Genomic DNA, 23,746 nt, shown 5'->3' with positions numbered 1-23,746 from the left:
AGCGACCTAGTCCTTGTCGTAAAGACTGCTCAGGGGCTTTTTCAGGATACTCTCGCGCAAGGAGACGCCCGGTTCCCTGCGGATGCTGACAGGCACCGCCGGCGGCTGGCCGTTGCTGCGCTCTGGCGGTCTCTCCATCCGGGTTTCGCGGCGAAGGCTTTCCAGGCGGCTGTCGATCGAAGTGTCGGCGGCCGTGCCGAACGCCGTGCGCAGCGGCACGGCGGGCGCGGGGGCCGGCGGCAGCGGCTCGCGCGGTGCATAGGAGCCGGGAAGCATGTCCTGACGGTAAGGTTCGATCGGGGCAATCGGCGGCGGATTGGTGATCGACGGCATCGGCATCTGCGCCAATGGCAGATCATCGTCGATCTCGTCTTCATCATCGATTGCCGGCAAACTGCTCGCGGCTGCGCTGTAGCTGTGCTGGAACGCTGAAATATCCGGGCCGCTGACAGCCCGCATCCGCGTCACGATCTTGCGCAGATCGACGTTATCGGGATCCTCTTCCGACGTTTTCACGAGGGCGCTGTTGGCCTTGGGGAGCAACTCTTCGGACACACGGGAGAAGCGCATGCGCATCGGCACGCTGATCGCTTCGCCGAAGGCAATTGCTTCGCCGTTTCCGATCGAGGAGATGAAGCTTGTCGTCGAGATCGACGAGTTCGGAATGGCGGAGCGAATGATTTCCTGGTCGCGATCGTTCGCGAGCCGCATGGCAAACAGCGTCGAGCACTGCGACAGGATGGTCTGGTCGAGTTCGCCGGGGCGCTGCGTGATGATGCCAAGCGAAACGCCGTATTTGCGGCCTTCCTTGGCGATACGGGCGATGGCCTGGCGCGTCGGGAAGAAGCCGAGGGTGGGGTCTGACGGAATGTAGCGGTGAGCTTCTTCGCAGACGACAAGCATGTGGATCGCGCCTTCGCTCCACAGCGCGATTTCGAAGGCCATGCGGCAAAGCACCGAAGCCACGGAGTTCACGACCTCCGACGGGATGCCCGAGAGCTGGAAGGTGCAGATCGGCTTGTTGTCGCCCGGCACGCGGAAGATCTCCGCAACGGTCTCCATGATGGTGTCGGAGATGGTGTTGTTGGAGAACATGAAGTGATAGCGCGGGTCGTTGATCGCGGCGATGATGCGCATCTTGAGCGAACGAAGGAAAGGCTTCTCGCTTCGTCCTTCAAGGCGACCGATTCGCTCGTCGATCAGCGCAAGCAGGTCGGCAATACGATAGGGAACCGGCGTATCGGCCGTGATTGAGCTTTTCTCGGTGGTCCGGCGCACGAGGGAATTGTCGCTGCCACGGAAGGCGCGCTTTGCTTCAGGCAGAATGTCCCTTAGCATGTCCAGCTCTTCGGGCACCGGCGTTCTGCCACGGAAGACCACCTCGGCGAACTCTTCGAGTTTCATCAGCCAGAACGGCAGGTCGAGCGTGTCGGTGTCGACGACGACCGAATGCTTGGGGAAGGCCGCCGCAAATTCGTTGTGGGGGTCCAGAATGAGGACGCGGAGCTTGGGATCGGCTTCGATCGCCTTGTGCAACAGCAGCGAGACCGCCGTCGACTTGCCGACGCCGGTGGAGCCGACGATCGCGAAATGCTTCGACAGCATCGACGGGACGTGGATCGCCGCATCGATGGTCTCGTCCTGGGTCAGCTTGCCGATGACCGCCGTCGTTCCGCTGCCTGCATCATAGATGCGCATGAGGTCCCGGGCGCGGATGCGGTGGGCGATGGCGCCAAGATAGGGATATTGCGAAATGCCGGTCGAGAATTCTTCCCTGCCGTCCTCGTGAACGCGGACTTCGCCCAGCAACTCGGTTTCGATCTTGAAGTAGTTGTCCTCGGCTTCCGACCAGGCGTGGCTGCCGGTGTTCATGGAGTAGACGAGTGCGACAACGCGGTTGCGACCGACGCTGATCGAGATCAGGCGTCCAACCGACCAAAGCTCCGTGAGATCCGTTCCGCCTGCCTGGGCCGTAGCAGCAATCGTTGCACGGGACCCGCTGCATGCGACAACGCGACCGAGGAGCCTGTTCCCCGGTGCATATGTGTCGCGGCGGTCATGCTCGCCTGACGTTTGCATGTGCGTATCGTCCAAAGGGCTACTCCCTGCGGTAGCGCACAAGGATAAAGCCCAACCTTTAATAAAGTCTTCTGAAGGGCTTCAGGCCTGTGGGCGGCGGGCGACCGGTCGCGATTTTTTATTGCTGACTGCGTTGACGATGCGAAATTTTCTGTCTATCACTTCGGCCCATGAAAATCGCAGTAGCTCTTATCGTGGTGGGAAGGCGCATGGGCAGGATGGTGTAACCATCCGGCGATAGCCACCCATGCGCTAGATGACAGGCTCCCTCAGGGGCCTTTTTTTATGCCTGAAATTCGGGCTTCCCTGCTACAGAACTCAAATCCCAGCAGTCAAAACGGAAAAGAAACATGACGGGCACGGACAACAAGACGGACGAAAATCGGATGACAGGCGCGGAGATCGTTATCCGCGCACTCAAGGACAATGGTGTCGAACACCTGTTCGGCTATCCGGGTGGTGCCGTGCTTCCGATCTATGACGAGATCTTCCAGCAGGACGAGATCAAGCACATCCTCGTTCGCCACGAGCAGGGTGCCGGTCATGCGGCCGAAGGCTATGCGCGTTCCACCGGCAAGGTTGGCGTCATGCTCGTCACATCGGGGCCCGGCGCGACCAATGCGGTCACGCCGCTGCAGGATGCACTTATGGACTCCGTTCCGCTCGTTTGCCTGAGCGGCCAGGTTCCGACCTCGCTGATCGGCTCCGACGCCTTCCAGGAAGCCGATACGGTTGGCATCACGCGCCCCTGCACCAAGCACAACTGGCTGGTCAAGGATGTCAACGATCTGGCGGCGATCATCCATGAAGCCTTCCGCATCGCGCAGTCGGGCCGTCCGGGTCCTGTTCTCGTCGATATTCCGAAGGACGTTCAGTTCGCTACCGGCACCTACACGCCGCCGGCAGCCCACGCGATCCAGAAGAGCTACCAGCCGAAGGTTCAGGGCGATCTGAACCAGATCCATGCGGCGATCGAGATGATGTCGAAAGCGCGTCGCCCGATCATCTATTCCGGCGGTGGTGTCGTTAACTCCGGTCCTGAGGCTTCCAAGCTGTTGCGGGAGCTGGTCGAGCTCACCGATTTCCCGATCACCTCGACGCTGATGGGCCTCGGCGCCTATCCGGCATCCGGCAAGAACTGGCTGAAGATGCTCGGCATGCACGGTTCCTACGAGGCGAACATGGCGATGCATGATTGCGACGTCATGGTCTGCATCGGCGCGCGATTCGACGACCGCATCACCGGCCGCCTGAACGCGTTCTCGCCGAACTCGAAGAAGATCCACATCGACATCGATCCGTCGTCGATCAACAAGAACGTTCGCGTCGACGTTCCGGTTCGTGGCGATGTCGGCAGTGTCCTGGAAGACATGGTTCGCCTGTGGCGTGCCCTGCCGAAGAAGCCGGAGAAGAGCCAGATCGCGGAATGGTGGTCCGATATCGCTCGCTGGCGTGCGCGCAATTCGTTTGCCTATACGCCGAGCAATGACGTCATCATGCCGCAATATGCGCTGGAGCGCCTCTACGCGCTGACCAAGGACCGTGACACCTACATCACGACCGAAGTCGGTCAGCACCAGATGTGGGCGGCTCAGTTCTATGGCTTTGAGAAGCCGAACCGTTGGATGACCTCGGGTGGCCTCGGTACCATGGGGTACGGCCTGCCGGCAGCGCTCGGCGTCCAGATCGCGCATCCGGAAAGCCTCGTCATCGATATCGCCGGCGATGCCTCTATCCAGATGTGCATCCAGGAAATGTCTGCGGCGATCCAGTACGAAGCGCCGATCAAGATCTTCATCATGAACAACCAGTACATGGGCATGGTTCGCCAGTGGCAGCAGCTGCTGCACGGCAACCGCCTGTCGAACTCCTACACGGAAGCGATGCCTGACTTCGTCAAGCTGGCGGAGGCCTATGGCGCCGTTGGCCTGCGCTGCGAAAAGCCCGCTGACCTCGATGCGACCATCCAGGAGATGATCGACGTCAAGAAGCCTGTGATCTTCGATTGCCGCGTTGCCAATCTCGCCAACTGCTTCCCGATGATCCCATCGGGCAAGGCACATAACGAGATGCTGCTGCCCGACGAAGCCACGGACGAGGCGGTCGCCAATGCGATCGACGCCAAGGGCCGCGCGCTCGTTTGATAATAAGGTAGAGGAAACCCAAGACCATGAACGCACACCTACAGCCGACGGGCTCTGCCTATTTCATCTCGCCTGAGACGGCGGCGGTCGAAAGCCACACGCTTTCGGTCCTCGTCGACAACGAGCCGGGCGTCCTTGCCCGTGTCATCGGCCTTTTCTCCGGCCGTGGCTACAACATCGAGAGCCTGACCGTCTCGGAGACCGAGCATCAGGCGCATCTGTCGCGTATTACGATCGTGACGCGCGGCACGCCGCATGTTCTCGAGCAGATCAAGGCGCAGCTTGAGCGTATCGTTCCTGTTCATCGGGTGGTCGACCTGACGGTTCGCGCCCGCGAACTCGGCCAGGAGCGCCCGATCGAGCGCGAAGTGGCGCTCGTCAAGGTCGTCGGTACGGGCGAGACCCGCGCCGAGACATTGCGGCTCGCCGACGCCTTCCATGCGAAGGTCGTCGACGCGACGGTCGATCACTTCATTCTTGAGATCACCGGCAAGTCCTCGAAGATCGACCAGTTCGTGTCGATCATGAAGCCCCTTGGCCTGATCGAAGTCTGCCGCACCGGCATTGCCGCCATGAACCGCGGCCAGCAGGGCATGTAAGGCTGCTGATCGCTGAATGATCGAAGCCGCTGGAGGTCAAAGCATCTCCAGCGGCTTTTTTCGTGCCGGTGGCGGAAAGGCGGCGTCGAGCGCTGCCCAATCCTCGTCGGTGATATCGAGCGAGACGGCATCGCGGTTTTCCACGGCGCGGGCGGCATTCGCCGTCTTCGGGATGACGATTACGCCGTCTCGTTCCAGCAGGAAGGCAAGCGCCACTTGCGCTGGTGTCGCCTGGTTGGCTTTGGCGATGCGGATCAGTTCGGGATTGTGCAGGATGCGGCCCTGCTCGATCGGCGAATAGGCCATGACGGGGATGTTGCGCTGCTGACACCAGGGCAACAGGTCGAACTCGATGCCGCGGCGGGCGAGATTGTAGAGCACCTGATTGGCCGCCACATTTGCTCCGGAGGGAACGGCAAGCAGTTCCTCCATGTCGTCGGTATCGAAATTGGAGACGCCCCAGGCGCCAATCTTGCCCGAGGCCTTCAATTCCTCGAAGGCTTCCACAGTTTCGGCGAGCGGATGATTGCCGCGCCAGTGCAGGAGATAGAGATCGATGCGGTCTGTTCCCATGCGCAACAGGCTGTTTTCGCAGGCCTCGATCGTGCCTTTGCGGCTGGCATTCCAGGGATAGACCTTGCTGACGAGGAATACATCGTCGCGGCGGTCGCGGATCGCTTCGCCGACGATCTTCTCCGCTCCGCCTTCGGCATACATTTCAGCCGTGTCGATCAGCGTCATGCCGAGATCGATGCCGGCTCGCAGGCTTTCGACTTCCCGCCGTGCTTCATTGCGGTTCTCGCCCATGTTCCAAGTTCCCTGGCCGAGGGCAGGGACCTCGGTACCGTCAGGGAACCGGATGGTCGGGATTGTCTCGTCTCGCATGATGTTCATCCCTGTAAATGATTGGATGGCGCCACAATCTTTCAACCAATCCTGTCACCATGACAATGATTGCGTGGAACGGCATGTTTAGGTCAATTATCCTGACCTAAAATGATCGAGGTCGCCGATAGTTGCGGGCCTCGGGGAGGTCCCATGCCGTTGGATACATTTCTGGCACTCGTCCTGTTTGCCTTCACGACATCGATAACGCCAGGTCCCAACAACATGATGCTCTTCGCTTCGGGCGTGAACTTCGGCTTCCGCCGGACTGTTCCGCACATGCTCGGCATCGGGGCCGGTTTCTTTTCGCTCCTCATAGGCGTCGGCTTCGGGCTGGGCGCTCTGCTTCATACGGTGCCGGCTCTCTATACCACCCTGAAGTTTGCCGGCGGCGCCTATCTTGCCTGGATCGCCTGGAAGATCGCGACATCGCGTACGCTCGGCGAAGGCAAAAGCGGGGTGAAGCCGATGTCGTTCCTCTCGGCGGCGGCCTTCCAGTGGGTTAATCCGAAGGCCTGGGTCATGGCGGTGACTGCCATGGCGACCTACACGATCCCCGATATCTATCTGGCGAGTGTCCTGATCGTCGGTCTCGCCTTCGCGCTGGTCAACGTGCCGAGCGTTTCGACCTGGGCCGGTTTCGGCTCGGCGCTGCGCGACTGGCTGTCGGACCCGACGCGGCTGAAATGGTTCAACATCACCATGGCCGTCTTGCTGGTACTCAGCCTCTGGCCAATGCTAAAATAGAGTTTCAAGCTTCGCATCGGTGAACCTGCCGGTTGGGCTTGGCGGCCCGGCCGCAAGCGCCTAAAGATAGGCCACGCATTGGCGGAGGACCATCTCGTGCACGACGACGATCATCATCACGGCCATGACCATGACCATCATCACGACCATGAGAACCGCTACACCGACATGCAGGCGCGGGTGAGGGCGCTTGAAACGGTTCTGACGGAAAAGGGACTGATCGATCCGGCGGCCATCGACGCCATCGTGGAAACCTACGAAACCAAGATTGGGCCGCGTAACGGCGCTTGGGTCGTTGCGAAGGCCTGGAGCGATCCCGATTTCGCCGACTGGCTCCGGCGCGACGCAACCGCGGCGATCGCGAGCCTCGGCTATACGGGACGTCAGGGCGAGCACATGCGCGCCGTATTCAATACCGGCGAGACGCACAATCTCGTCGTCTGCACGCTTTGCTCCTGTTACCCGTGGTCGGTACTCGGCCTGCCGCCGGTCTGGTACAAGGCGCCGGCCTACCGCTCGAGGGCGGTGATCGATCCGCGCGGCGTGCTCGCCGAGTTCGGCGTGACGTTGTCTGACGACAAGAAGATCCGTGTCTGGGATTCGACGGCCGAGCTGCGCTATCTGGTCATTCCCGAAAGACCTGATGGCACCGAGGGCTGGAGCGAGGAGCAACTTGCCGATCTCGTCAGTCGCGATTCGATGATCGGAACCGGCGTTGCTTCCATGCCAGGAGTTGCAGCATGAATGGCCCGCACGACCTCGGAGGCCAGATGGGTTTCGGCCCTGTCGCGCCCGAAACGAACGAGCCGTATTTTCATGCGGAGTGGGAGAAACGAGCGCTCGGGCTCACGCTGTCAGGCGGTGCGCTGGGTGCGTGGAACATCGACGAGAGCCGGCACACGCGCGAGAGCATTCCTCCGGCCGAGTACCTTGGCGCCAGCTATTACGAGATCTGGACGCGGGCGCTTGAAGTGCTGCTGGAGCGGCACGGCTTCGTGACGTCAGGCGAAATCGATGCCGGTCGCAAGCAGGTGGACGGCGCGACGCCGAAGCGCATCCTCAAGGCCGACATGGTGGCTGGCGTGCTCGCGAAGGGTGGTCCTTGCGACAGGCCCGTGGCGACGCCGCCGCGCTTTGCGGCTGGAGACAAGGTTCGAACCAGGAATTTCAACCCGACGACACATACCCGGCTGCCGCGCTATGCGCGTGCCAAGTCCGGGGTCGTGGAGGCGGTCCAGGGCTCCTTCGTCTTTCCCGACGACAATGCCCATGGCAAGGGCGAGAATCCGCAATGGGTCTACACTGTTGTCTTCGATGGCGGCGAGATCTGGGGCGAGGGTGCCGATCCGACGCTCAGTGTCTCGATCGACGCCTGGGAGAGCTATCTTGAGCCAGTGTGAAACGCGTTCGCCGCTCGCCCAATCACCGCATCTGCCGAAATCGGTGGATGGCGAGCCAGTGTTTCCCGAGCCTTGGGCCGCGGAAGCCTTTGCCATGACCGTGCATCTGCACGAGCGCGGTCTGTTCACATGGAGCGAATGGGCGGAAACCCTGTCGCGAGAGCTGCATCAGCCCGGCCGCGCCGAAGATGGAAGCGATTATTTCGATTGCTGGGTCTCAGCGCTTTCTGCGATCCTGGTTCTGCGCGGCGTTGCTGACGCTGACATGATCCTCGATCTGCAGAAGAGCTGGCAGCGGGCAGCGGAGGCGACACCGCACGGCAAGCCGATCGAGCTTGCCAACGATCCGCTGCGCTGACGATCACGACGGAAACTGCCGGTAGCATTCTTCCGCTATCTTTTTCAGCACCTCGCGGGAGACCTCGCCGGTCACCGCGTAGCCGAGTTCGCCATCGATCCAATAGAAGGTTTCGACATTGCCCGAAGAGGCGAAGCGGAAGCTCGTCGATCTGTTGTCGGCGTTGCGACCGACGAGGACCGTCAGGCGTTCGCCAGCCTGATCCTCGTACATGAACATCGCCCCGGTTTACCGTCGACAGGCAACAGGCGGCCGCCGACCAGCTTGAAACCGAGCTCCTGCAAGTTCGGAACCCGAAGGTTCTGGATCGCGAGCCGCTTGCCGAGCCAGGTCGCCAGATGGGCCTCCTCATCGGCAAAGACCTCCACGGGGTGGCGGACTTCCGTTGCGTAGACCAGGAAGGCGTTTCGAGCTTCGTTGGGAAAGGTTTCAAGTTCGGTCAGCTGCAGATCCGGCTTTTCGAACAGGGCGGGGCCGTAGTGGCCACTCAGTGCGCCGAGGCCGAAAATCGCGATGATCGCGGCTGCCGCCGCCAGGCGCCTTGGCCAGTTGGATCGTTGTCCTCTGTTGGTGACAAGTGCCGCGTCGGCCTCAACCGATCTTTCGTAGGGTGCAAAGAGCGATTGGATTTCTGTATTTTGCGCCATCCACTCCGCGACGCGGGTCGCGTCATCCGGATTGTCGTTCAGCCAAGCCTCGACACGGGCGCGCGCCTGTTCGGGAAGCTGTCCGTCGGCATAGGCATGAAGATCCGCTTCGGTCACGGTCGGGTTGATCTCGTTCATTTCGGTCTCCGAAGCGTAATGACATTGTCGGCCTTCATGCGCTCTCCGATCCTCTGGCGCGCGCGAGACAGGCGCGACATCACCGTTCCGATCGGAATGTCGAGGGCGGTCGCGACCTCCTGATAGGTATAGCCTTCGATGACGACGAGCATCAGCACCGAGCGGTTTTCCTCCGAAAGGCTGTTCAGCGCCTCTTCCAGCTTCGATCGTTCGAGCGGATCGGGGGCCGCGTCGGCGGAGACGACGTTCTCGGCGCTTTCAAGCTCTACCGTCGGCGCCCGCTGGCGCTGGCGGTGGCCGTTTCGCGACAGGTTGGTCATGATCGTCAGCACCCAGCCGCGCAGGTTCAGACCACGCCATTGCGAGCGACGGGACAAGACCTTCTCGATGCAATCCTGCAGAAGATCCTCACCATCGGCATCCGAACGCGTCAGGCTGCGCGAATAGCGCCTGAGGGAGGGAATGAGGGCCAGGATCTGGCCCTCGAAGCTTTCAGGCTTCGGTGTTTTCACGGTCGCCTCTCACGGCTTGGCGACATCCCAGTTGCCCCCGACGCCGTCACCGGTGACGTCACCCATCTTCTTGTCCTTTACCCAGTAGTAGAGCGGCATGCCGTCCTTTGCCCACTGCTTGCTGCCGTCCTTGCGGTCCACGAGGGAATATGCACCCTCTGCCTTCGCGCCGCTAGCGGCCATCAGCGGCGGCCAGTTCTTGGCGCAATCGCCGTAGCAGTTGGAGACGCCCTTGGAATCCTTCTTGAATGTGTAGAGCGTCATGCCGTTGTCGCCGGTAAGGACCTTGCCCTTGGCGGAATCCATCACTTTCACCGGCTCTGCGGCAAAGGCGGATGTCGCTACGGCGGCGGCGACGGATGCGATCAGAAGTGTCAGGGAGTTCATGTCTTTCTCCTCACTGGGGTTGGGCAGGCTTTTCTCCTTGCCTGCGATGAGACACCGGTGCCCCGAGGTTTATTCCCGGTAGAGGAAGAGTTTTTCTCGCTTGCCTATCCCCGGCGAATCCTGCCAAGTCGAACGACCATGCAATTTGCCCCGCAACAAGATGAAGCCCTCAAGGCCGTTTCCAACTGGCTGAAGGAGGGACGGTCTCCGATTTTCCGCCTGTTCGGCTATGCCGGCACGGGAAAGACGACGCTTGCGCGCCATTTCGCCGAGCATGTCGATGGCGATGTGCTGTTTGCGGCCTTCACCGGCAAGGCGGCACAAGTGTTGCGCTCGCGTGGCGCCAGCAACGCCAAGACGATCCACTCGCTGATCTATCGTCCCCGCGGCGAAGAGGCGGTGGAGGATGAGGAAACCGGCAAGACCTCGATAGCGCCGATGTTTTCGATCAACAGGCAGAGCCCTGTCGCCAAGGCCGCACTGATCATTGTCGACGAGTGCTCGATGGTCGACGAGGCGCTTGGCAAGGATCTGATGAGCTTCGGCACACCGATCCTGGTTCTCGGCGATCCCGGCCAGCTTCCGCCCGTTTCGGGTGGGGGCTTCTTCACCAATCAGGATCCGGATTACCTGCTGACGGATATCCACCGCCAGGCGCGCGACAATCCGATCATCAAGCTCGCCATGCAGGTACGTGAAGGCAACGAGATCATGTATGGCGACTACGGCGCTGCAAAGGTGATCTCGAAGAACGAGGTCAATCAGGCGCTGGTTCTGGACGCCGATCAGGTTCTCGTCGGCACCAACCGGACGCGCAAGCGGTACAATCAGCGCCTTCGCGAGTTGAAGGGTTTTACGACCGAGTATCCGCAGACGGGGGACAAACTCGTCTGCCTGCGCAATGATCCGGCTAAGGGGCTTTTGAACGGCTCGCTGTGGCAGGTCATGACCTCGTCCAAGGAAACCACGAAGCCGGGGATCAATCTGCTGATCCGGCCTGAAGACGACGACATGGATCGCGGGGCGGCGAAGATCAAGCTGTTGAAGCAGGCGTTCGAGGATGTCGAGGGCGAAATCCCCTGGAACGCCCGCAAGCGCTACGACGAGTTCGACTACGGTTACGCCTTGACGGTGCACAAGGCGCAGGGTTCGCAGTGGAACAATGTCGTTCTGTTCGATGAAAGCTGGGCATTCCGCGATACGCGCGAGCGCTGGCTTTATACGGCCATCACCCGTGCAGCCGAGACGCTGACGATCGTGCGCTGATCGTGCCTTCGTGTCTCGGGCATCATGCCCCTACGACACCGAGCATCACTGCCTTTGCGATTGCCTGGAAGCGGTTGTTGGCCTGGAACTTGCCGATGATGGCGGCTTCCACAGCGCGGGCTTCGCCATCGTCCATCGCAAGCACGCGGGCGAGGCGGTGCGTCGACAGGCCTTCGGCCATCAGCGACAGGCAGCGAAGTTCCTTTTCCGTCAGTTCCCGTTCGTGCTGGTTGTCGTTCAGCAATCCGTCCGGTGCTTCGGCGCTTCGCTCCAGCAGTTCGCTGACATGCTGCAACTGGCGATGCAGCGTCGACATATCGGCGCAGAGTTCGCGCTTGCGTGTCTCAAGCGCGGTGCGGAACATGGCATCGGCTGCCTCCTGCGAGGCGGCCCCGCTTAGGTCGTGCATCAGTTCCTGGATGACCGCCACCGCCATGCCGGCTTCGCGGCAGACGTTGATAACGGCCATGCGCATGATGTCGCCCGGATCGTAGACGCGCATCAGCCCCATGCGCCCTGACGAAATCAGGCCCTTCTCCTCATAGAAGTGCAGCGTTCTATGCGTGACGCCAAAGGCGTTTGCCATGTCGGCAATAGGAACCTGTTTGCCCGGCAAGTCCGGCGGTAGCGCCGCTGCGGGCAGAAATCGGCATTCGTGCCGCAACTCAGATACGTTTTGCGGAGTAAGTGTCCGCTTATAGTTTCCTGCCATCAACCCTCCTGTTGTGCACGATCGTGCAGCTTGCGCATTTCAAAGACGCGGGGCGCGGTCGAGTGGGGTTTCCTCTCTGCGTTATGTACTAGTCTCGAAGCAACGAGGGGCGGATTCTCTGTTGCATTAGCCGAAGGTTATGAAGGAAACGAAACTATTTGTTAGTCTTAAAAATAATCATTTTTAAATCACAGGGCAATGTATCGGAGAGATTGTCCTGTTCGGCGATTTTATCTCGCTTGCTGCTATTTCCGTGCGACTTAATCGTTTCATCACGCCATTTTCGGCTTTGTAATACTTATTGCGCGATCTCGCGCGCTGGTTGCTTTGGTGTCAGCGTTTGAAATGTGTCCATAACGGAATGTCGTTGGCTTCATCGGCACATATCACGTAAAAGCGGGGCACCGTTTTCGATCTATGGACAGTCGCCATGCCAACCACGCTTTCCGTCAATCTCAACGCCGTCGCGATGCTGCGGAATCGGCGCGACCTCCCTTGGCCGAGCGTGGAGGGACTGGGGCGCATCGCGCTCAAGGCGGGGGCGAGCGGGCTGACGGTGCATCCGAGACCCGACCAGCGTCATATCCGCTTTTCCGACCTGCCTGTCATCCGCAACCTCATCGATGACGAGTTCCCGCAGGCCGAATTCAATATCGAGGGCTATCCGACCGCCGACTTTCTGGAGCTGTGCGCGAGCGTTGCTCCCGAGCAGGTAACACTGGTGCCGGATGATCCGTCACAGGCAACTTCCGACCATGGCTGGGATTTTCGCAAGCACAGGGTTTTTCTGACCGACGTCATCCAGTCGCTGAAGAAGATGGGAACGCGCGTCTCGCTGTTTGCGGACGGTGATGGCGATGAGGAAGCGGTCGCGATCGCGAAGGAAGTGGGTGCGGATCGCATCGAGCTTTATACAGGGCCCTACGGAGGCTGCTATGACGGCCCGGAGCGGGCAGGGCCCATCCTTGAAAAACTTGGCCGGACGGCGGATGCAGCGCTTGCGCTCGGGCTTGGCGTGAATGCCGGCCACGACTTGACGGTTGCCAATCTTCCGGCCCTCGTAAAGCGTATTCCGAAGCTTGCCGAAGTTTCGATTGGCCATGGCCTCACGGCTGATGCACTCGAATACGGCATGGCCGAAACTGTTCGGCGCTTCTGCCGCGCCTGCGGCCAGAAGATCTGAATTGTGCCGACACGCCCCTGAAACGGGGCGTGTCGGTCATTGAGCATCAGGCCGTCAGGGCGGCTTTGTGCGCGATGGCGAAGTCCTTCAGCGTCTCAGGCTGCTTGCCTGTCAGCTTCGTGAAGTCGGTCGTCACGATATCGAAATTGCCCGCGCGAATGTTCGCGTCTGCCGACACAAGCATATCGGCAACGAAACCAGGCAGTCCGGCGCCGCGAATGCCTTGGCCAAGCTGCTCGTCGCTGACCTGCACGGCCTTCAACGGTTTGCCGACGGCGTCCGCGATGATGGCGGCGATTTCATCGGCGTTCAGCGATTCACTGCCGGTCACGGTGTAGGTCGCGCTCTCGGCGGTGCCGGAGGCGAGCGCGGCTGCGATCGCGATCGCGCAGTCTTCGCGAGAGATGTTGGAGATCTTTCCGTCGCCGCTCGAGGTGTACCAGCTACCGCCCTGGAGGTTGTGCGGCATGCCGTGCAGGTAGTTGTCCATGTACCAGGCGTTTCGGACGATGGTGTAGGGCAGGCCGCTTGCCTTCACGGCGTTTTCGGTGCCGAGATGATCCGGGGCGAAGGTCACGAGCGACTTGTCGGGCGACGGCATCGAGGTGTAGGCGATGTGCTTGACGCCGGCTTTGGCTGCCGCTTCCACTGCCGCCGTGTGCTGCTTGAGCCGCTGGCCGGGAACTGCCAGCGCGTCGGTGCTGATGATCAGCAGGCGGTCGGCACCCTTGAAGGCGGTCTCGAGTGTCGCCGGGTCGTCGAAATCGGCGGCGCGGGTTACGACGCCCTTTGCAGAGAGGGACGCAAGCTTGGACGGGTCGCGGCTTGCGGCAATCAAGCTCGCTGCGGGAACCTTGTAGGTTTCGAGCAGGTGGTGGATGACGCGCTGGCCGAGCTGTCCCGCTGCGCCGGTGATAAGAATCGTTTCGCTCATAGTCGTCCTCTAGGTTCAATAGGTCTCAAAAAGAGACTAGCACTAGAATAGGAATTGACGCTGGGCTGTAAAGAAGGCAGTTTTCAGGCTCTACGTTACCAAAAGGGAACCACCATAGATGAGCGGCTCCGTCGTGAACCTGAAGAGCAAGGCTGCTCCGGCGATCCGCCGCGAGATAGACCTTTCGAAGCTCGACTTCAGCAATTGTCCCGTGCGGGACATGATGCAACAGATTGGTGGCAAATGGTCGACGCTGATGCTGGAGGCACTATCACAGCGTCCTTACAGATTCGGCGAGCTTCGCAGGATGATTCCCGACATTTCCCAGCGGATGCTGACGCAGACGCTGCGCGACCTGCAGCGCGAGGGCTATATCGAGCGTGAGGTCTTCCCGACGAAACCGCCGAGCGTCGAATACAGGATGACCGATCTCGGGCGATCTCTGTATGCGACGCTGGCTTTGCTGTTGAATTGGGCGGAGGCGAACCACGATGCGGTTCGCGAAGCGCGTAGCCGGTTCGATGCCGAAGCTATCTAGCGGGCATTAGCTTTTCCGCTCTGTGAGGAAGAGCAGGAAGGCGAAGGCCGGAAAGCAGAGCCCGATCCACGCTGTCAGCGACCATCCACCCGTTGCGAAGGCCCAGCCGCCGACTGCGGAACCGAGCGCGCCACCGGCAAAGAAGGTCGCCATGAACAGGCCGTTGAGGCGGCTGCGGTGCTCGGCGCTGATTGCATAGATGGTGCGCTGGCCAACGACGAGATTGGTGGTGACGCCGAAATCCAAAAGGATGGCAGCGAGCGTCAGCAGGATGAGTGCCGTGACCGAGCCGTCCGCCGCAAAGTGCCCGATCAGGAAGGATGCCATTCCGAGCACCATCGCCAGGGTGGAGGCGATCCGCGTCAGGCCGCGATCGGCGAGGCGACCGGCGATCGGCGATGCAATCGCGCCGGCAGCACCCGCCAATGCAAAAAGGGCGATGCCGTTCTGCGTCATGCCGAACTCCGGACCAGCAAGCAGCAAAGGCGTTGTGGTCCAGAAGAGGCTGAAGGCGCCGAACATGCCGGCCTGATAGAGCGCGCGCCGTTGCAGAACGCGCGAGTGGAGGGCGAGGTGGCCCATCGACGCCAGCAGTTCACCGTAGCTGAGCTTCGTGTGCGGCGTGCGAACGGGAAGATTGGCGCGCAGGATCAGCACCAACGCGACCATGATCGCTGCCGTGACATAGTAGACGGTGTGCCAGGAGGTCGCCTCGGCAAGGAAGCTCGCAAAGGGGCGGGCGAGCATGATGCCGCAGAGCAAGCCGCTCATGACGTTGCCGACGACCCGACCGCGGATTGCGTCGGGCGCCATGTTGGCGGCGAACGGTACCAGAACCTGCACGGCAACCGATGCAAGCCCGATACAGAGCGAAGCGGTCAGGAACATCGCCGGGGTCGATGACAGTGCTGCAGCAACCAGGGCGACGGCCGATACCGCAATCAACGTCAGTACGAGCTTACGGTTTTCGAGCAAGTCGCCCAGAGGAACGATGAGCAGCAGGCCGAGACCGTAGCCGATCTGGGTCAGCGTCACGATCAGCCCCGTCGCAGCCGGGCTGAGGCCGAGCGATGCGCTGATCGGACCGGCAAGCGGCTGCCCGTAATAGAGGTTGGCCGCGACCAGCCCGCAGGTTGCCGCGAACATGAATGTCATAAGTGGCGAGATCGTCTGGGTTGCTGCGTCTTGGGGCGTTGAAGCAGAAAGGCTCATGCGGGGCTCCGGAATGTCGGATGGTCATTATCTTGAAGCGCACGGGTAAGTAGCCCCGTGCTGGGGAGGTCAGTCGAGTATCTTTGCGGCGATCTCAGCGACGGCGGCCATGTCATCGTGGGTGCGTCCCGTCTTGCCGACCACGCGCATTCCTTTGGTCAAGCATAGCAGGGCACGCGCGGCGACGGCACTGTCGATACCTGCCGCGATTGAACCGTCGGCTTGTCCGGCCTGGATAAGATCGAGCAGCAGGGCTTCGTTTGCGGCGAAAGCGGCGGCGACGCGATCGGCCGCGTCCGTGTCGAATGTCGCCAGTTCGTTGGCGCTGCCGACCACGAGACAGCCACGACGGCCGGCGTTGCCATGGGAATAGAACGCATAGAAATTCAGGAGTGCCTGGACCTTCTCGCGACCGGTCATGACCTTCGCGAGTTCCGCATCAAGGAGGCTGCGGCGGACCGTGCGGTAGCGATCGAAGGCGGCGAGAAAAATGCCGCGTTTGTCTCCGAAAGCCTTGTAGACGCTGCCGGCGGCGAGATCCATTGCATCCGTCAGTTCGCTGATGGACGCCGCGTGGTAGCCGCGCTCGGAGAAGACGGCGAGCGCCTTGTCCAATGCGGCATCTGTGTCGAATTCGCGCGGGCGGCCCCGCGATTTCGTCGTGTTCTCAAGCGTCGCTGATGTCATGATCAAACCAATTAGGAAATGATCATTTCCAAATCAAGCGAAAAATCGTGGGATCGGCTGCTTAGAGGTCGAGGACCCAGGTCTGGCCGTTTTCGCCGCGCCCGAACATTTGATGTCTCTCTTCGGAGACAAGGCGAAAGCCTGCCTTGATGTAGATCGCGCGGGCGGCATGCAGGACGTCGTTCGTCCAGAGGGAAACCCGCCGGTAGCCCCTGGATCTAGCAAAGCGGATACATTCTTCGACCAGCGTTTTACCCAGCCCCAGGCCACGTACCGACTTGTCGACATAGAGGAGCCGGAGCTTGGCGACGCCATCGCCGCCGTTTGCAATCAGGATCGAGCCGACATTGATTCCGTTGCGTTCGGCGATCCAGCAATACTCCAGCGCGGGATCGAAGTTGGCGAGGAACTTGCTCGCGACGTCGGCCACAAGCGCCTCGAAACGCGAATCCCAACCGTATTCCTCGGTATAGGCGCGTGCCTGGCTCTGGACGATCCAGCCGATATCGCCGGGCCGGTGGGCGCGGATGATTGCGGGTGATGATGGTGCCGCGGGGTCGAGGTGCGAGCGGATCGTCTGCATCGCGCCGACGACCGCCTGTTGCTCACTTGTTGCGAGTTCATCGAAGTGTTCGGCAATTTGTGCGCTCGATCGCGTGCCAAGCTCTCGAAATTGCGCCAATCCCTTCTCCGTGGCTAGTATCACCTGGCTGCGCTGATCATCGGGATCGCGCTTCGTTTCGATCAGGCCTTCGCCACGAAAGCGTTTGAGAATGCGGCTGAGATAGGCCGCATCCAACTGCAGTTCGCGCGTCAGCGTCGAGGCGCTCACCCCGTCGTGAGAGCCGATCTCGAAGAGGACGCGGGCGTCGGTCAGCGTGAACGGGGTGTCGAGGTAGGCCTTGTTCAGCAGGCCGAGAAACCTGGTGTAAAAGCGGTTGAAGTCTCTCACCGCGTCAATAATGGCGTCGGACATCGGGACAGCATCTCCTTTTGGAGACAATGTCCAATTATTATTTGACTGAGTCAACTAAATTGAAATCAGCTAGCCGCCGAGTGCGAAGTCCACAGCAGCGCGAGCGTGGATTTGGGTCGTATCGAATCCTTGCAAAGGCAGGCGGTCGGGATCGAGTATGAGGCAGATCTCGGTGCATCCAAGGATGATGCTATCAGCACCACTGTCGCGCGCCTTCTCGATGATCGCGTGAAGTGTCCGGCGGGAGCTGTCGAGGATCTTGCCTGCGCAGAGTTCGTCGAAAATGATGTCGTGCACGATAGTGCGGTCCGCCGCATCGGGAACGAGCATATCGATGCCCTGGCGTTTCATGCGCTCGGTGTAGAAGCCGTGCTCCATGGTATATCGCGTCGCGAGAAGGAGGGGGCGTCTGCGATGTGCGGTATCGAGCGCCTTTGCCGTCTCGTCGATGATGTGCAGCAGCGGTATGTCCACGCGCGACGATACATCGTCCGCCACAAGGTGCATGGTGTTGCTGCAGATCAGCACACAATCCGCACCGGCATTTTGCAGGCGGAGAGCAACGTCACCGAGACGGACGCCGGCGCTTGCCCAGTCGCCCGCCTTCTGGAGGGTCACGATGTCTTCGAAGTTCACCGAATGCATCAGCAGTTCGGCCGAGCTCAGCCCGCCGCAGCGTTCCCGGACCATCTCGTTGATCAGGCGATAGTAGATCGCCGAACTCTCGAAGCTCATACCGCCGATCAATCCGATTGTTCGCATGCTTCTGCCACTCCCATTCAATCCCCCTCATTGTGCCCGAGAGGCTTTGCGATGTTTGTGGTTTTTTTCGCGAACGCGCCACCGATTTCTCTCGGTGCTTAAACCTATGCGAGGAAAACCGGCCGCCAACAATCGGGACGCGCCCGTTCAGCGCAGGCGTGCTATGTCCAAACAGCGATTGAACGGTGCCAGAAGTCTGTGACATTTGGCGTCGAGCAAGCAATGGAAGGACAGGCCATGGGTGAGCATCGGGTTGTCGTGGTAGGTGGCGGTTTCGGCGGGCTGCAGTTCATCAACGACCTCAAGGGTGCCGTCACGCGTATTACGCTTGTCGATCGGCGAAACCACCATCTGTTCCAGCCGCTGCTCTATCAGGTCGCGACCACCATCCTCTCCACCTCCGAGATCGCCTGGCCGATTCGCCACCTCTACAGTGATCGCCGTGACGTGACGACGCTGCTGGCCGAAGTCACGGGCGTGGATGCTGCCCGCAAACAGGTGCAGCTTCGGGATGGCACAACACTCGACTACGACACGCTGGTTCTCGCGACCGGTGCGACGCATGCCTATTTCGGCAGGGACGAGTGGGAGCCTGTCGCGCCGGGACTGAAGACGCTCGAGGACGCGACCACCATACGACGGCGCGTGCTTCTCGCATTCGAGCGGGCGGAGTTGGCGACGGATCCGGCGGTGCGGGACGCTCTCTTGACCTTCACCATCATCGGCGCCGGGCCGACCGGCGTCGAGCTCGCCGGCATCATCGCCGAGCTGGCGCACAAGACGATGCCGAAGGAATTCCGCAACATCGACACCCGGACCACCAAGGTCGTGCTCGTGGAGGCCGGCCCGCGTGTCCTCCCGAGCTTTGCGGAAGAGCTTTCGGCCTACGCCCAGAAGGCGTTGGAAGACCTCGGCGTCGAGGTGCGCTTGGGAAAGCCGGTGACCGAATGCTCGGCTGACGGCGTGAAGATCGGCGAGACGTTTCTGGCAAGCCGGACGATCGTCTGGGCCGCCGGAGTGCAAGCATCGCCGGCGGCGAAATGGCTCGACATACCGGCCGACCGAGCCGGGCGAGCCATTGTCGGGCCCGACTTGACGGCGCCGGGACTGCCCGACGTCTTCGTGATCGGCGACACTGCGTCGGTGAAGCGAAGCGACGGTTCGCCAGTGCCCGGCATCGCTCCGGCGGCGAAGCAGCAGGGAGGCTATGTCGCGAAGGTCGTTCGGGCACGGCTCGCAGGCAAGGCGGCACCACAGGCTTTCCGCTACCGACATCAGGGCAGCCTCGCGACGATCGGCCAAAGTGCTGCGATCGTGGACTTCGGAAAGGTCAAGCTGAAGGGATGGATTGCGTGGTGGATATGGGGACTTGCCCATATCTACTTTCTGATCGGCACACGGTCACGCTTTGCCGTGGCTTGGAGCTGGCTGTGGATCTACCTCAGCGGTCAGCACAGCGCCCGGCTGATCACGCAAAAAGAGACGATGCGCGATGAAGGGTAGGCGGCTCCGAAGAGCCGCCTCTATTCTTGAAAGTGTGGAGCTTCACGCTGCCAGCGAGGCGATGTCGATGACGAAGCGGTAGCGGACGTCGCTCTTCAGAACGCGCTCGTAGGCTTCGTTGACCTGCTGGATGTTGATCTTCTCGATCTCGGAGACGATGTTGTGCTCGCCGCAGAAGTCGAGCATTTCCTGGGTTTCCTTGATCGAGCCAATCATCGAGCCGGAAACGCTCTTGCGGCCCGGGACCAGCGAGAAGGCGTGAACCGGGATCGCGTTTTCCGGGATCCCGACCACGACGAAGGCTCCATCGACCTTGAGCAGGTCGATATAGGCGTTCCAGTCGATCTCGGCGCTGACCGTGCAGATGATCAGGTCGAAGCTGCCTGCAAGCTTCTTGAAGGTCTCGGCATCCGACGTTGCGTAGTATTCCTTGGCGCCGAGCTTCAGGCCGTCTTCCTTCTTGGAAAGGCTCTGGGAGAGGACCGTGACCTCAGCACCCATGGCAGCGCCGAGCTTGACGCCCATATGGCCGAGGCCGCCCATGCCGACGATCGCGACCTTCTTGCCGGGGCCGGCATTCCAGTGGCGAAGCGGCGAGTAGAGGGTGATGCCTGCGCAAAGCAGCGGGGCGGAGGCGTCGAGCGGAAGGTTGTCCGGGATGGACATGACGTAGCCTTCCTTGACGACGATCGAGTCGGAATAGCCGCCCTGGGTCGGCGTCTTGCCGTCTGCTTCGACGCTGTTGTAGGTGCCGACGAGACCCGGCATGTACTGCTCGCGGTCGACATCACGGGTGGCGCAGCCGACGCAGCTGTCAACGAAGCAGCCAACGCCGACGCGGTCACCGACCTTGAACTTGGTGACGGCAGAACCGACAGCCGAGACGATGCCGGCAATCTCGTGGCCCGGCACGATCGGGTAAACGGCGTTCTTCCATTCGTTGCGGACGGTGTGGATGTCCGAATGGCAGATGCCGGCGAACTTGATGTCAATCACGACGTCGTCGGGATTGGGATCGCGGCGCTCGAAGGTGAAGGGCGTGAGCGGCTTCGACGCGTCGGTGGCAGCATAGCCTTTTGCAATAGGCATCTGAGACTTCCTTTCGGGGTTCCTGGGTGGATGGCCGGAAAATGCACCGGATCGTCTCTTAGGCGGTAGAGCAATCCTCCGAGCTTTTTGCACGATCCTGCAAAATTGAGGGGATCGCCTATTTCAGGCCGCGCCAACGTGGCCTAGATAGGGATCATTCGCCGGCACGCAGACGAAGGGCCTTTCTCGCATGACCTTGCCGTTCAATCCTTATCATGAAATCGCTTCCATCGCTGCGCGCCATGCGCTCGACGAGGGCGAATTCCGGACGGGTATCGAGAGCTTGCGGATCAGCCGCCGGCATACGCCGAGCATGCCCTGCCACGGCAGCTACCGGCCGTGTATCGCCATTGTTATTCAGGGGGCAAAGAGCCTTCGCCTCGGATCCGATGTCATCAACTACGGTGCTGGCGATTACCTTCTGACATCGCTGGATCTGCCCGTGATCTGGCGCGTGGTCGATGCCAGCGCGGAGGTTCCGCACTTGTGTCTGACGCTCGCCATCAACAGCGAGAAGGTGCTGGACCTGCTCAGCCGCGCGGATATTCCGCGACCGGGAGCGCCGGGGCAGGGTCGCGGGATTGCGGTCAATGTGGCCACGCCGGAGTTTCTGGATGCAACTGTTAGGTTGCTGCGTTTGCTCGATCGTCCAAACGATATCGCGGCGATGGCGCCGCTGATCGAACAGGAGATCCTCTATCGCGTCCTGACCGGTCCGGATGGTGGACGGCTGATCAACATTGCGGTCGCTGACAGCCACGGCAACCGGATCGCGCGCGCTATTGCCTGGCTCCGGCAGAATTTCGCGCGGCCGCTGCGCATCGAGGATCTGGCCGAGCACGTCAGCATGAGCGTGTCGTCCTTCCATCACCATTTCAAATCGATCACCGCCATGACCCCTGTGCAGTATCAGAAGCAGCTGCGGCTGCACGAGGCGCGGCGGTTGATGCTGATCGAGCGTCTGGATGCCGGAACGGCGGGACATCGCGTCGGCTACCAGAGCCCGTCGCAGTTCAGCCGCGAATACAGCCGCGTCTACGGCTTGTCTCCGCTTAGGGACATTGAGGCGGCGCGCGAGCCCGACGGGGTATAAAGACCTCCTCCTGTCGTTCCGGCGGCGCCACTATACGCGATCCGCAGTATCGCGAATTTACCGGCGCGGATCCGTTGAAATTTTGCTATGACGCCGCTTGACGTGCCGAGAGCTTTGCAGCATAAAGCCTGCGAACCGTACCGTACGGTACATATCGGGAGTGAGCAACGTGTCCGTCGAGAGTTTGGAGCCCAGCGAGTTTTCGCCGCGCCAGAACGCCGTTCTGGAACACGCGTTGCGTTTGCTCGTGGATGGCGGCGAAAAGGCGCTGACGACATCGGGCGTTGCCCGTGCGGCAAACTGCTCCAAGGAAAGTCTCTACAAGTGGTTCGGTGATCGCGACGGATTGCTGTCCGCGATGATCGCCTACCAGGCGAGCAAGGTGCGCACCTTCGAGCGCAACGGCGAACGGCTGACCTCGACGAGCCTGCACGACCACCTCGTCATCTTCTCCAGGGATCTGCTCGAGGTTCTCGCCGGCGATGTCTCGCTGGCGCTCAACCGTCTCGCCATCGGCCAGTCGCATCGCGACGGATCCAAGCTCGGCAAGCTTCTCCTGGAGCGGGGTCGCCGCCAGATCGATCGCCGTGCAATGGGGCTGATTGACTCAGGCAAGCGCGCCGGTTTGCTGCGCTTTCATGATGCCGATGAGGCATATCATACGTTTTATGGCCTGATCGTTTCCGATCTGCATGTCCGCATGCTGCTCGGCGAACCCGGCCTCAAGGATACCGCGCGTCAGGCGGAGAAGGCGGTTTCCGCCTTTCTGCGCCTGTATGGCACGGAAAAGGTCTTGGCGGAGATGCCGCTGGTCGGCTGATCCCCACTTACAAAAGTCACAGGACAAGCAAAGGGAAGGACATTCAAATGCGCGTCTATTACGATCGTGATGCAGATCTCAACCTCATCAAGTCAAAGAACGTCGTCATCGTCGGCTACGGTTCCCAGGGTCGCGCACACGCGCTGAACCTGAAGGACAGCGGCCATGCCAACGTCGCCATCGCGCTCAAGGCCGGTTCGCCGACCGTCAAGAAGGCCGAAGCCGACGGCTTCAAGGTCATGACCGTTGCCGAAGCCGCCAAGTGGGGCGACCTCATCATGATGGCAACGCCTGACGAGTTGCAGGCCGACATCTACAAGAGCGAAATTGCCGGCAACATCCGTGACGGCGTTGCAATCGCTTTCGCACACGGCCTCAACGTTCACTTCGGCCTGATCGAGCCGAAGGCTTCGCTCGACGTCGTCATGATCGCGCCGAAGGGCCCGGGCCACACGGTTCGCGGCGAATACCAGAAGGGCGGCGGCGTTCCCTGCCTCGTTGCCGTTCACCAGAACGCTTCGGGCAACGCTCTTGAGCTCGCTCTCTCCTACGCTTGCGGCGTTGGCGGCGGCCGTTCGGGCATCATCGAAACCAACTTCCGCGAAGAGTGCGAAACCGACCTCTTCGGCGAACAGGTCGTTCTCTGCGGCGGTCTCGTCGAGCTGATCCGCGCCGGCTTCGAAACGCTGACGGAAGCTGGCTACGCGCCTGAAATGGCTTACTTCGAGTGCCTGCACGAAGTGAAACTCATCGTCGACCTGATCTATGAAGGCGGTATCGCCAACATGAACTACTCGATCTCGAACACGGCAGAGTGGGGCGAATACGTCACCGGCCCGCGCATCATCACGGCTGAAACCAAGGCTGAAATGAAGCGCGTCCTCAACGACATCCAGACCGGCAAGTTCACGTCCGATTGGATGCAGGAATACAAGGCCGGCGGTTCGCGCTTCAAGGGCATCCGCCGCTTGAACGACGAGCATCCGATCGAGGAAGTCGGCGCCAAGCTGCGCGGCATGATGCCTTGGATCGGCAAGAACAAGCTGGTCGACAAGGCTGTCAACTAAGCGGTTTT

The 23,746-nt window shown here is 61.0% G+C and carries 24 protein-coding genes and 1 pseudogene; 13 read left to right on the top strand and 12 right to left on the bottom strand.

The window, feature by feature from the left end; translation table 11 throughout:
- Nucleotides 1-6: 6 nt before the first annotated feature.
- Nucleotides 7-2,079, bottom strand: coding sequence for an ATP-binding protein (locus FZ934_RS08930; RefSeq protein WP_153270786.1), 2,073 nt, complete (start codon nt 2,077-2,079; stop codon nt 7-9).
- A gap of 350 nt (nt 2,080-2,429) precedes the next feature.
- On the opposite strand from FZ934_RS08930, the gene FZ934_RS08925 reads away from it, so the two are divergent.
- A complete protein-coding gene (locus tag FZ934_RS08925; RefSeq protein WP_153270785.1) occupies nt 2,430-4,223 on the top strand; it encodes an acetolactate synthase 3 large subunit in 1,794 nt (597 codons plus the stop codon).
- A 26-nt stretch (nt 4,224-4,249) separates the two neighbouring features.
- A complete protein-coding gene (gene ilvN, locus FZ934_RS08920) occupies nt 4,250-4,822 on the top strand; it encodes an acetolactate synthase small subunit (protein WP_037129025.1) in 573 nt (190 codons plus the stop codon).
- Nucleotides 4,823-4,858: 36 nt separating this feature from the next.
- On the opposite strand, the gene FZ934_RS08915 is transcribed toward ilvN, so the two are convergent.
- Complete coding sequence (locus FZ934_RS08915) at nt 4,859-5,707, bottom strand: aldo/keto reductase (RefSeq protein WP_153270784.1); 849 nt, start codon at nt 5,705-5,707, stop codon at nt 4,859-4,861.
- A 153-nt stretch (nt 5,708-5,860) separates the two neighbouring features.
- On the opposite strand from FZ934_RS08915, the gene FZ934_RS08910 reads away from it, so the two are divergent.
- The 4 genes from FZ934_RS08910 to FZ934_RS08895 all read left to right on the top strand — a co-directional run bounded on the left by FZ934_RS08910 (nt 5,861) and on the right by FZ934_RS08895 (nt 8,212).
- Entirely contained in the window at nt 5,861-6,454 is a 594-nt protein-coding gene (locus FZ934_RS08910) for a LysE family translocator (RefSeq protein WP_153270783.1), read from the top strand.
- A gap of 96 nt (nt 6,455-6,550) precedes the next feature.
- A complete protein-coding gene (gene nthA, locus FZ934_RS08905) occupies nt 6,551-7,198 on the top strand; it encodes a nitrile hydratase subunit alpha (RefSeq protein WP_153270782.1) in 648 nt (215 codons plus the stop codon).
- Nucleotides 7,195-7,854 (top strand): nitrile hydratase subunit beta, encoded by a 660-nt coding sequence (nthB, locus tag FZ934_RS08900; RefSeq protein WP_153270781.1) that lies wholly within the window; start codon nt 7,195-7,197, stop codon nt 7,852-7,854. Before nthA ends, nthB begins: the two co-directional genes overlap by 4 nt.
- Complete coding sequence (locus tag FZ934_RS08895) at nt 7,841-8,212, top strand: nitrile hydratase accessory protein (RefSeq protein WP_153270780.1); 372 nt, start codon at nt 7,841-7,843, stop codon at nt 8,210-8,212. Before nthB ends, FZ934_RS08895 begins: the two co-directional genes overlap by 14 nt.
- Before the next feature lie 3 nt (nt 8,213-8,215).
- Here FZ934_RS08895 and FZ934_RS08890 read toward each other — a convergent pair.
- From FZ934_RS08890 to FZ934_RS08880, 3 genes and pseudogenes are all read right to left on the bottom strand, one after another.
- A pseudogene (locus FZ934_RS08890) lies at nt 8,216-8,997 on the bottom strand (anti-sigma factor family protein).
- A complete protein-coding gene (locus FZ934_RS08885; RefSeq protein WP_153270779.1) occupies nt 8,994-9,509 on the bottom strand; it encodes an RNA polymerase sigma factor in 516 nt (171 codons plus the stop codon). Before FZ934_RS08885 ends, FZ934_RS08890 begins: the two are co-directional and overlap by 4 nt.
- 9 nt (nt 9,510-9,518) lie before the next feature.
- Nucleotides 9,519-9,896, bottom strand: coding sequence for a COG4315 family predicted lipoprotein (locus FZ934_RS08880; protein ID WP_153270778.1), 378 nt, complete (start codon nt 9,894-9,896; stop codon nt 9,519-9,521).
- A 138-nt stretch (nt 9,897-10,034) separates the two neighbouring features.
- Between FZ934_RS08880 and FZ934_RS08875 the strand changes: the two genes are divergently transcribed.
- Nucleotides 10,035-11,162: an ATP-dependent DNA helicase gene (locus FZ934_RS08875; protein ID WP_153270777.1), complete on the top strand. Its 1,128-nt coding sequence runs from the start codon at nt 10,035-10,037 to the stop codon at nt 11,160-11,162.
- 22 nt (nt 11,163-11,184) lie between these two features.
- On the opposite strand, the gene FZ934_RS08870 is transcribed toward FZ934_RS08875, so the two are convergent.
- A complete protein-coding gene (locus FZ934_RS08870; protein WP_246737864.1) occupies nt 11,185-11,874 on the bottom strand; it encodes a MerR family transcriptional regulator in 690 nt (229 codons plus the stop codon).
- A gap of 430 nt (nt 11,875-12,304) precedes the next feature.
- Between FZ934_RS08870 and FZ934_RS08865 the strand changes: the two genes are divergently transcribed.
- Nucleotides 12,305-13,057 (top strand): pyridoxine 5'-phosphate synthase, encoded by a 753-nt coding sequence (locus FZ934_RS08865; protein ID WP_153270776.1) that lies wholly within the window; start codon nt 12,305-12,307, stop codon nt 13,055-13,057.
- A gap of 46 nt (nt 13,058-13,103) precedes the next feature.
- Here the strand turns inward: FZ934_RS08865 and FZ934_RS08860 are convergent, their stop codons facing one another.
- Nucleotides 13,104-13,991 (bottom strand): SDR family oxidoreductase, encoded by an 888-nt coding sequence (locus FZ934_RS08860; RefSeq protein ID WP_153270775.1) that lies wholly within the window; start codon nt 13,989-13,991, stop codon nt 13,104-13,106.
- Between the two features lie 118 nt (nt 13,992-14,109).
- On the opposite strand from FZ934_RS08860, the gene FZ934_RS08855 reads away from it, so the two are divergent.
- A complete protein-coding gene (locus FZ934_RS08855; RefSeq protein WP_113363375.1) occupies nt 14,110-14,529 on the top strand; it encodes a winged helix-turn-helix transcriptional regulator in 420 nt (139 codons plus the stop codon).
- 6 nt (nt 14,530-14,535) lie between these two features.
- Here FZ934_RS08855 and FZ934_RS08850 read toward each other — a convergent pair whose 3' ends face one another.
- The 4 genes from FZ934_RS08850 to FZ934_RS08835 all read right to left on the bottom strand — a co-directional run bounded on the left by FZ934_RS08850 (nt 14,536) and on the right by FZ934_RS08835 (nt 18,166).
- Nucleotides 14,536-15,741, bottom strand: coding sequence for an MFS transporter (locus tag FZ934_RS08850; protein WP_153270774.1), 1,206 nt, complete (start codon nt 15,739-15,741; stop codon nt 14,536-14,538).
- Nucleotides 15,742-15,810: 69 nt separating this feature from the next.
- Entirely contained in the window at nt 15,811-16,428 is a 618-nt protein-coding gene (locus tag FZ934_RS08845; RefSeq protein WP_153270773.1) for a TetR/AcrR family transcriptional regulator, read from the bottom strand.
- A 61-nt stretch (nt 16,429-16,489) separates the two neighbouring features.
- Nucleotides 16,490-17,404: a bifunctional helix-turn-helix transcriptional regulator/GNAT family N-acetyltransferase gene (locus FZ934_RS08840; protein ID WP_153270772.1), complete on the bottom strand. Its 915-nt coding sequence runs from the start codon at nt 17,402-17,404 to the stop codon at nt 16,490-16,492.
- A gap of 69 nt (nt 17,405-17,473) precedes the next feature.
- Entirely contained in the window at nt 17,474-18,166 is a 693-nt protein-coding gene (locus tag FZ934_RS08835; RefSeq protein WP_153270771.1) for an aspartate/glutamate racemase family protein, read from the bottom strand.
- Between the two features lie 237 nt (nt 18,167-18,403).
- Between FZ934_RS08835 and FZ934_RS08830 the strand changes: the two genes are divergently transcribed.
- On the top strand, nt 18,404-19,669 hold the full coding sequence (locus FZ934_RS08830) for an NAD(P)/FAD-dependent oxidoreductase (protein ID WP_153270770.1): 1,266 nt from the start codon (nt 18,404-18,406) through the stop codon (nt 19,667-19,669).
- A gap of 42 nt (nt 19,670-19,711) precedes the next feature.
- Here the strand turns inward: FZ934_RS08830 and FZ934_RS08825 are convergent, their stop codons facing one another.
- A complete protein-coding gene (locus FZ934_RS08825; RefSeq protein WP_153270769.1) occupies nt 19,712-20,758 on the bottom strand; it encodes an NAD(P)-dependent alcohol dehydrogenase in 1,047 nt (348 codons plus the stop codon).
- A gap of 190 nt (nt 20,759-20,948) precedes the next feature.
- Between FZ934_RS08825 and FZ934_RS08820 the strand changes: the two genes are divergently transcribed.
- The 3 genes from FZ934_RS08820 (at nt 20,949) to ilvC (ending at nt 23,738) form a co-directional block, all read left to right on the top strand.
- Nucleotides 20,949-21,851: an AraC family transcriptional regulator gene (locus FZ934_RS08820; protein WP_153270768.1), complete on the top strand. Its 903-nt coding sequence runs from the start codon at nt 20,949-20,951 to the stop codon at nt 21,849-21,851.
- 169 nt (nt 21,852-22,020) lie between these two features.
- On the top strand, nt 22,021-22,671 hold the full coding sequence (locus FZ934_RS08815) for a TetR/AcrR family transcriptional regulator (protein WP_056812855.1): 651 nt from the start codon (nt 22,021-22,023) through the stop codon (nt 22,669-22,671).
- Between the two features lie 47 nt (nt 22,672-22,718).
- Nucleotides 22,719-23,738, top strand: a complete 1,020-nt coding sequence (gene ilvC, locus FZ934_RS08810; RefSeq protein ID WP_153270767.1) for a ketol-acid reductoisomerase — start codon at nt 22,719-22,721, stop codon at nt 23,736-23,738.
- Nucleotides 23,739-23,746 lie beyond the last annotated feature (8 nt).

The organism is Rhizobium grahamii (assembly GCF_009498215.1).
Taxonomy (GTDB): domain Bacteria; phylum Pseudomonadota; class Alphaproteobacteria; order Rhizobiales; family Rhizobiaceae; genus Rhizobium; species Rhizobium grahamii_A.
The sequence above is the reverse complement of the archived record's forward strand: the minus strand, read 5'-3'. Positions and strand labels throughout refer to the sequence as shown.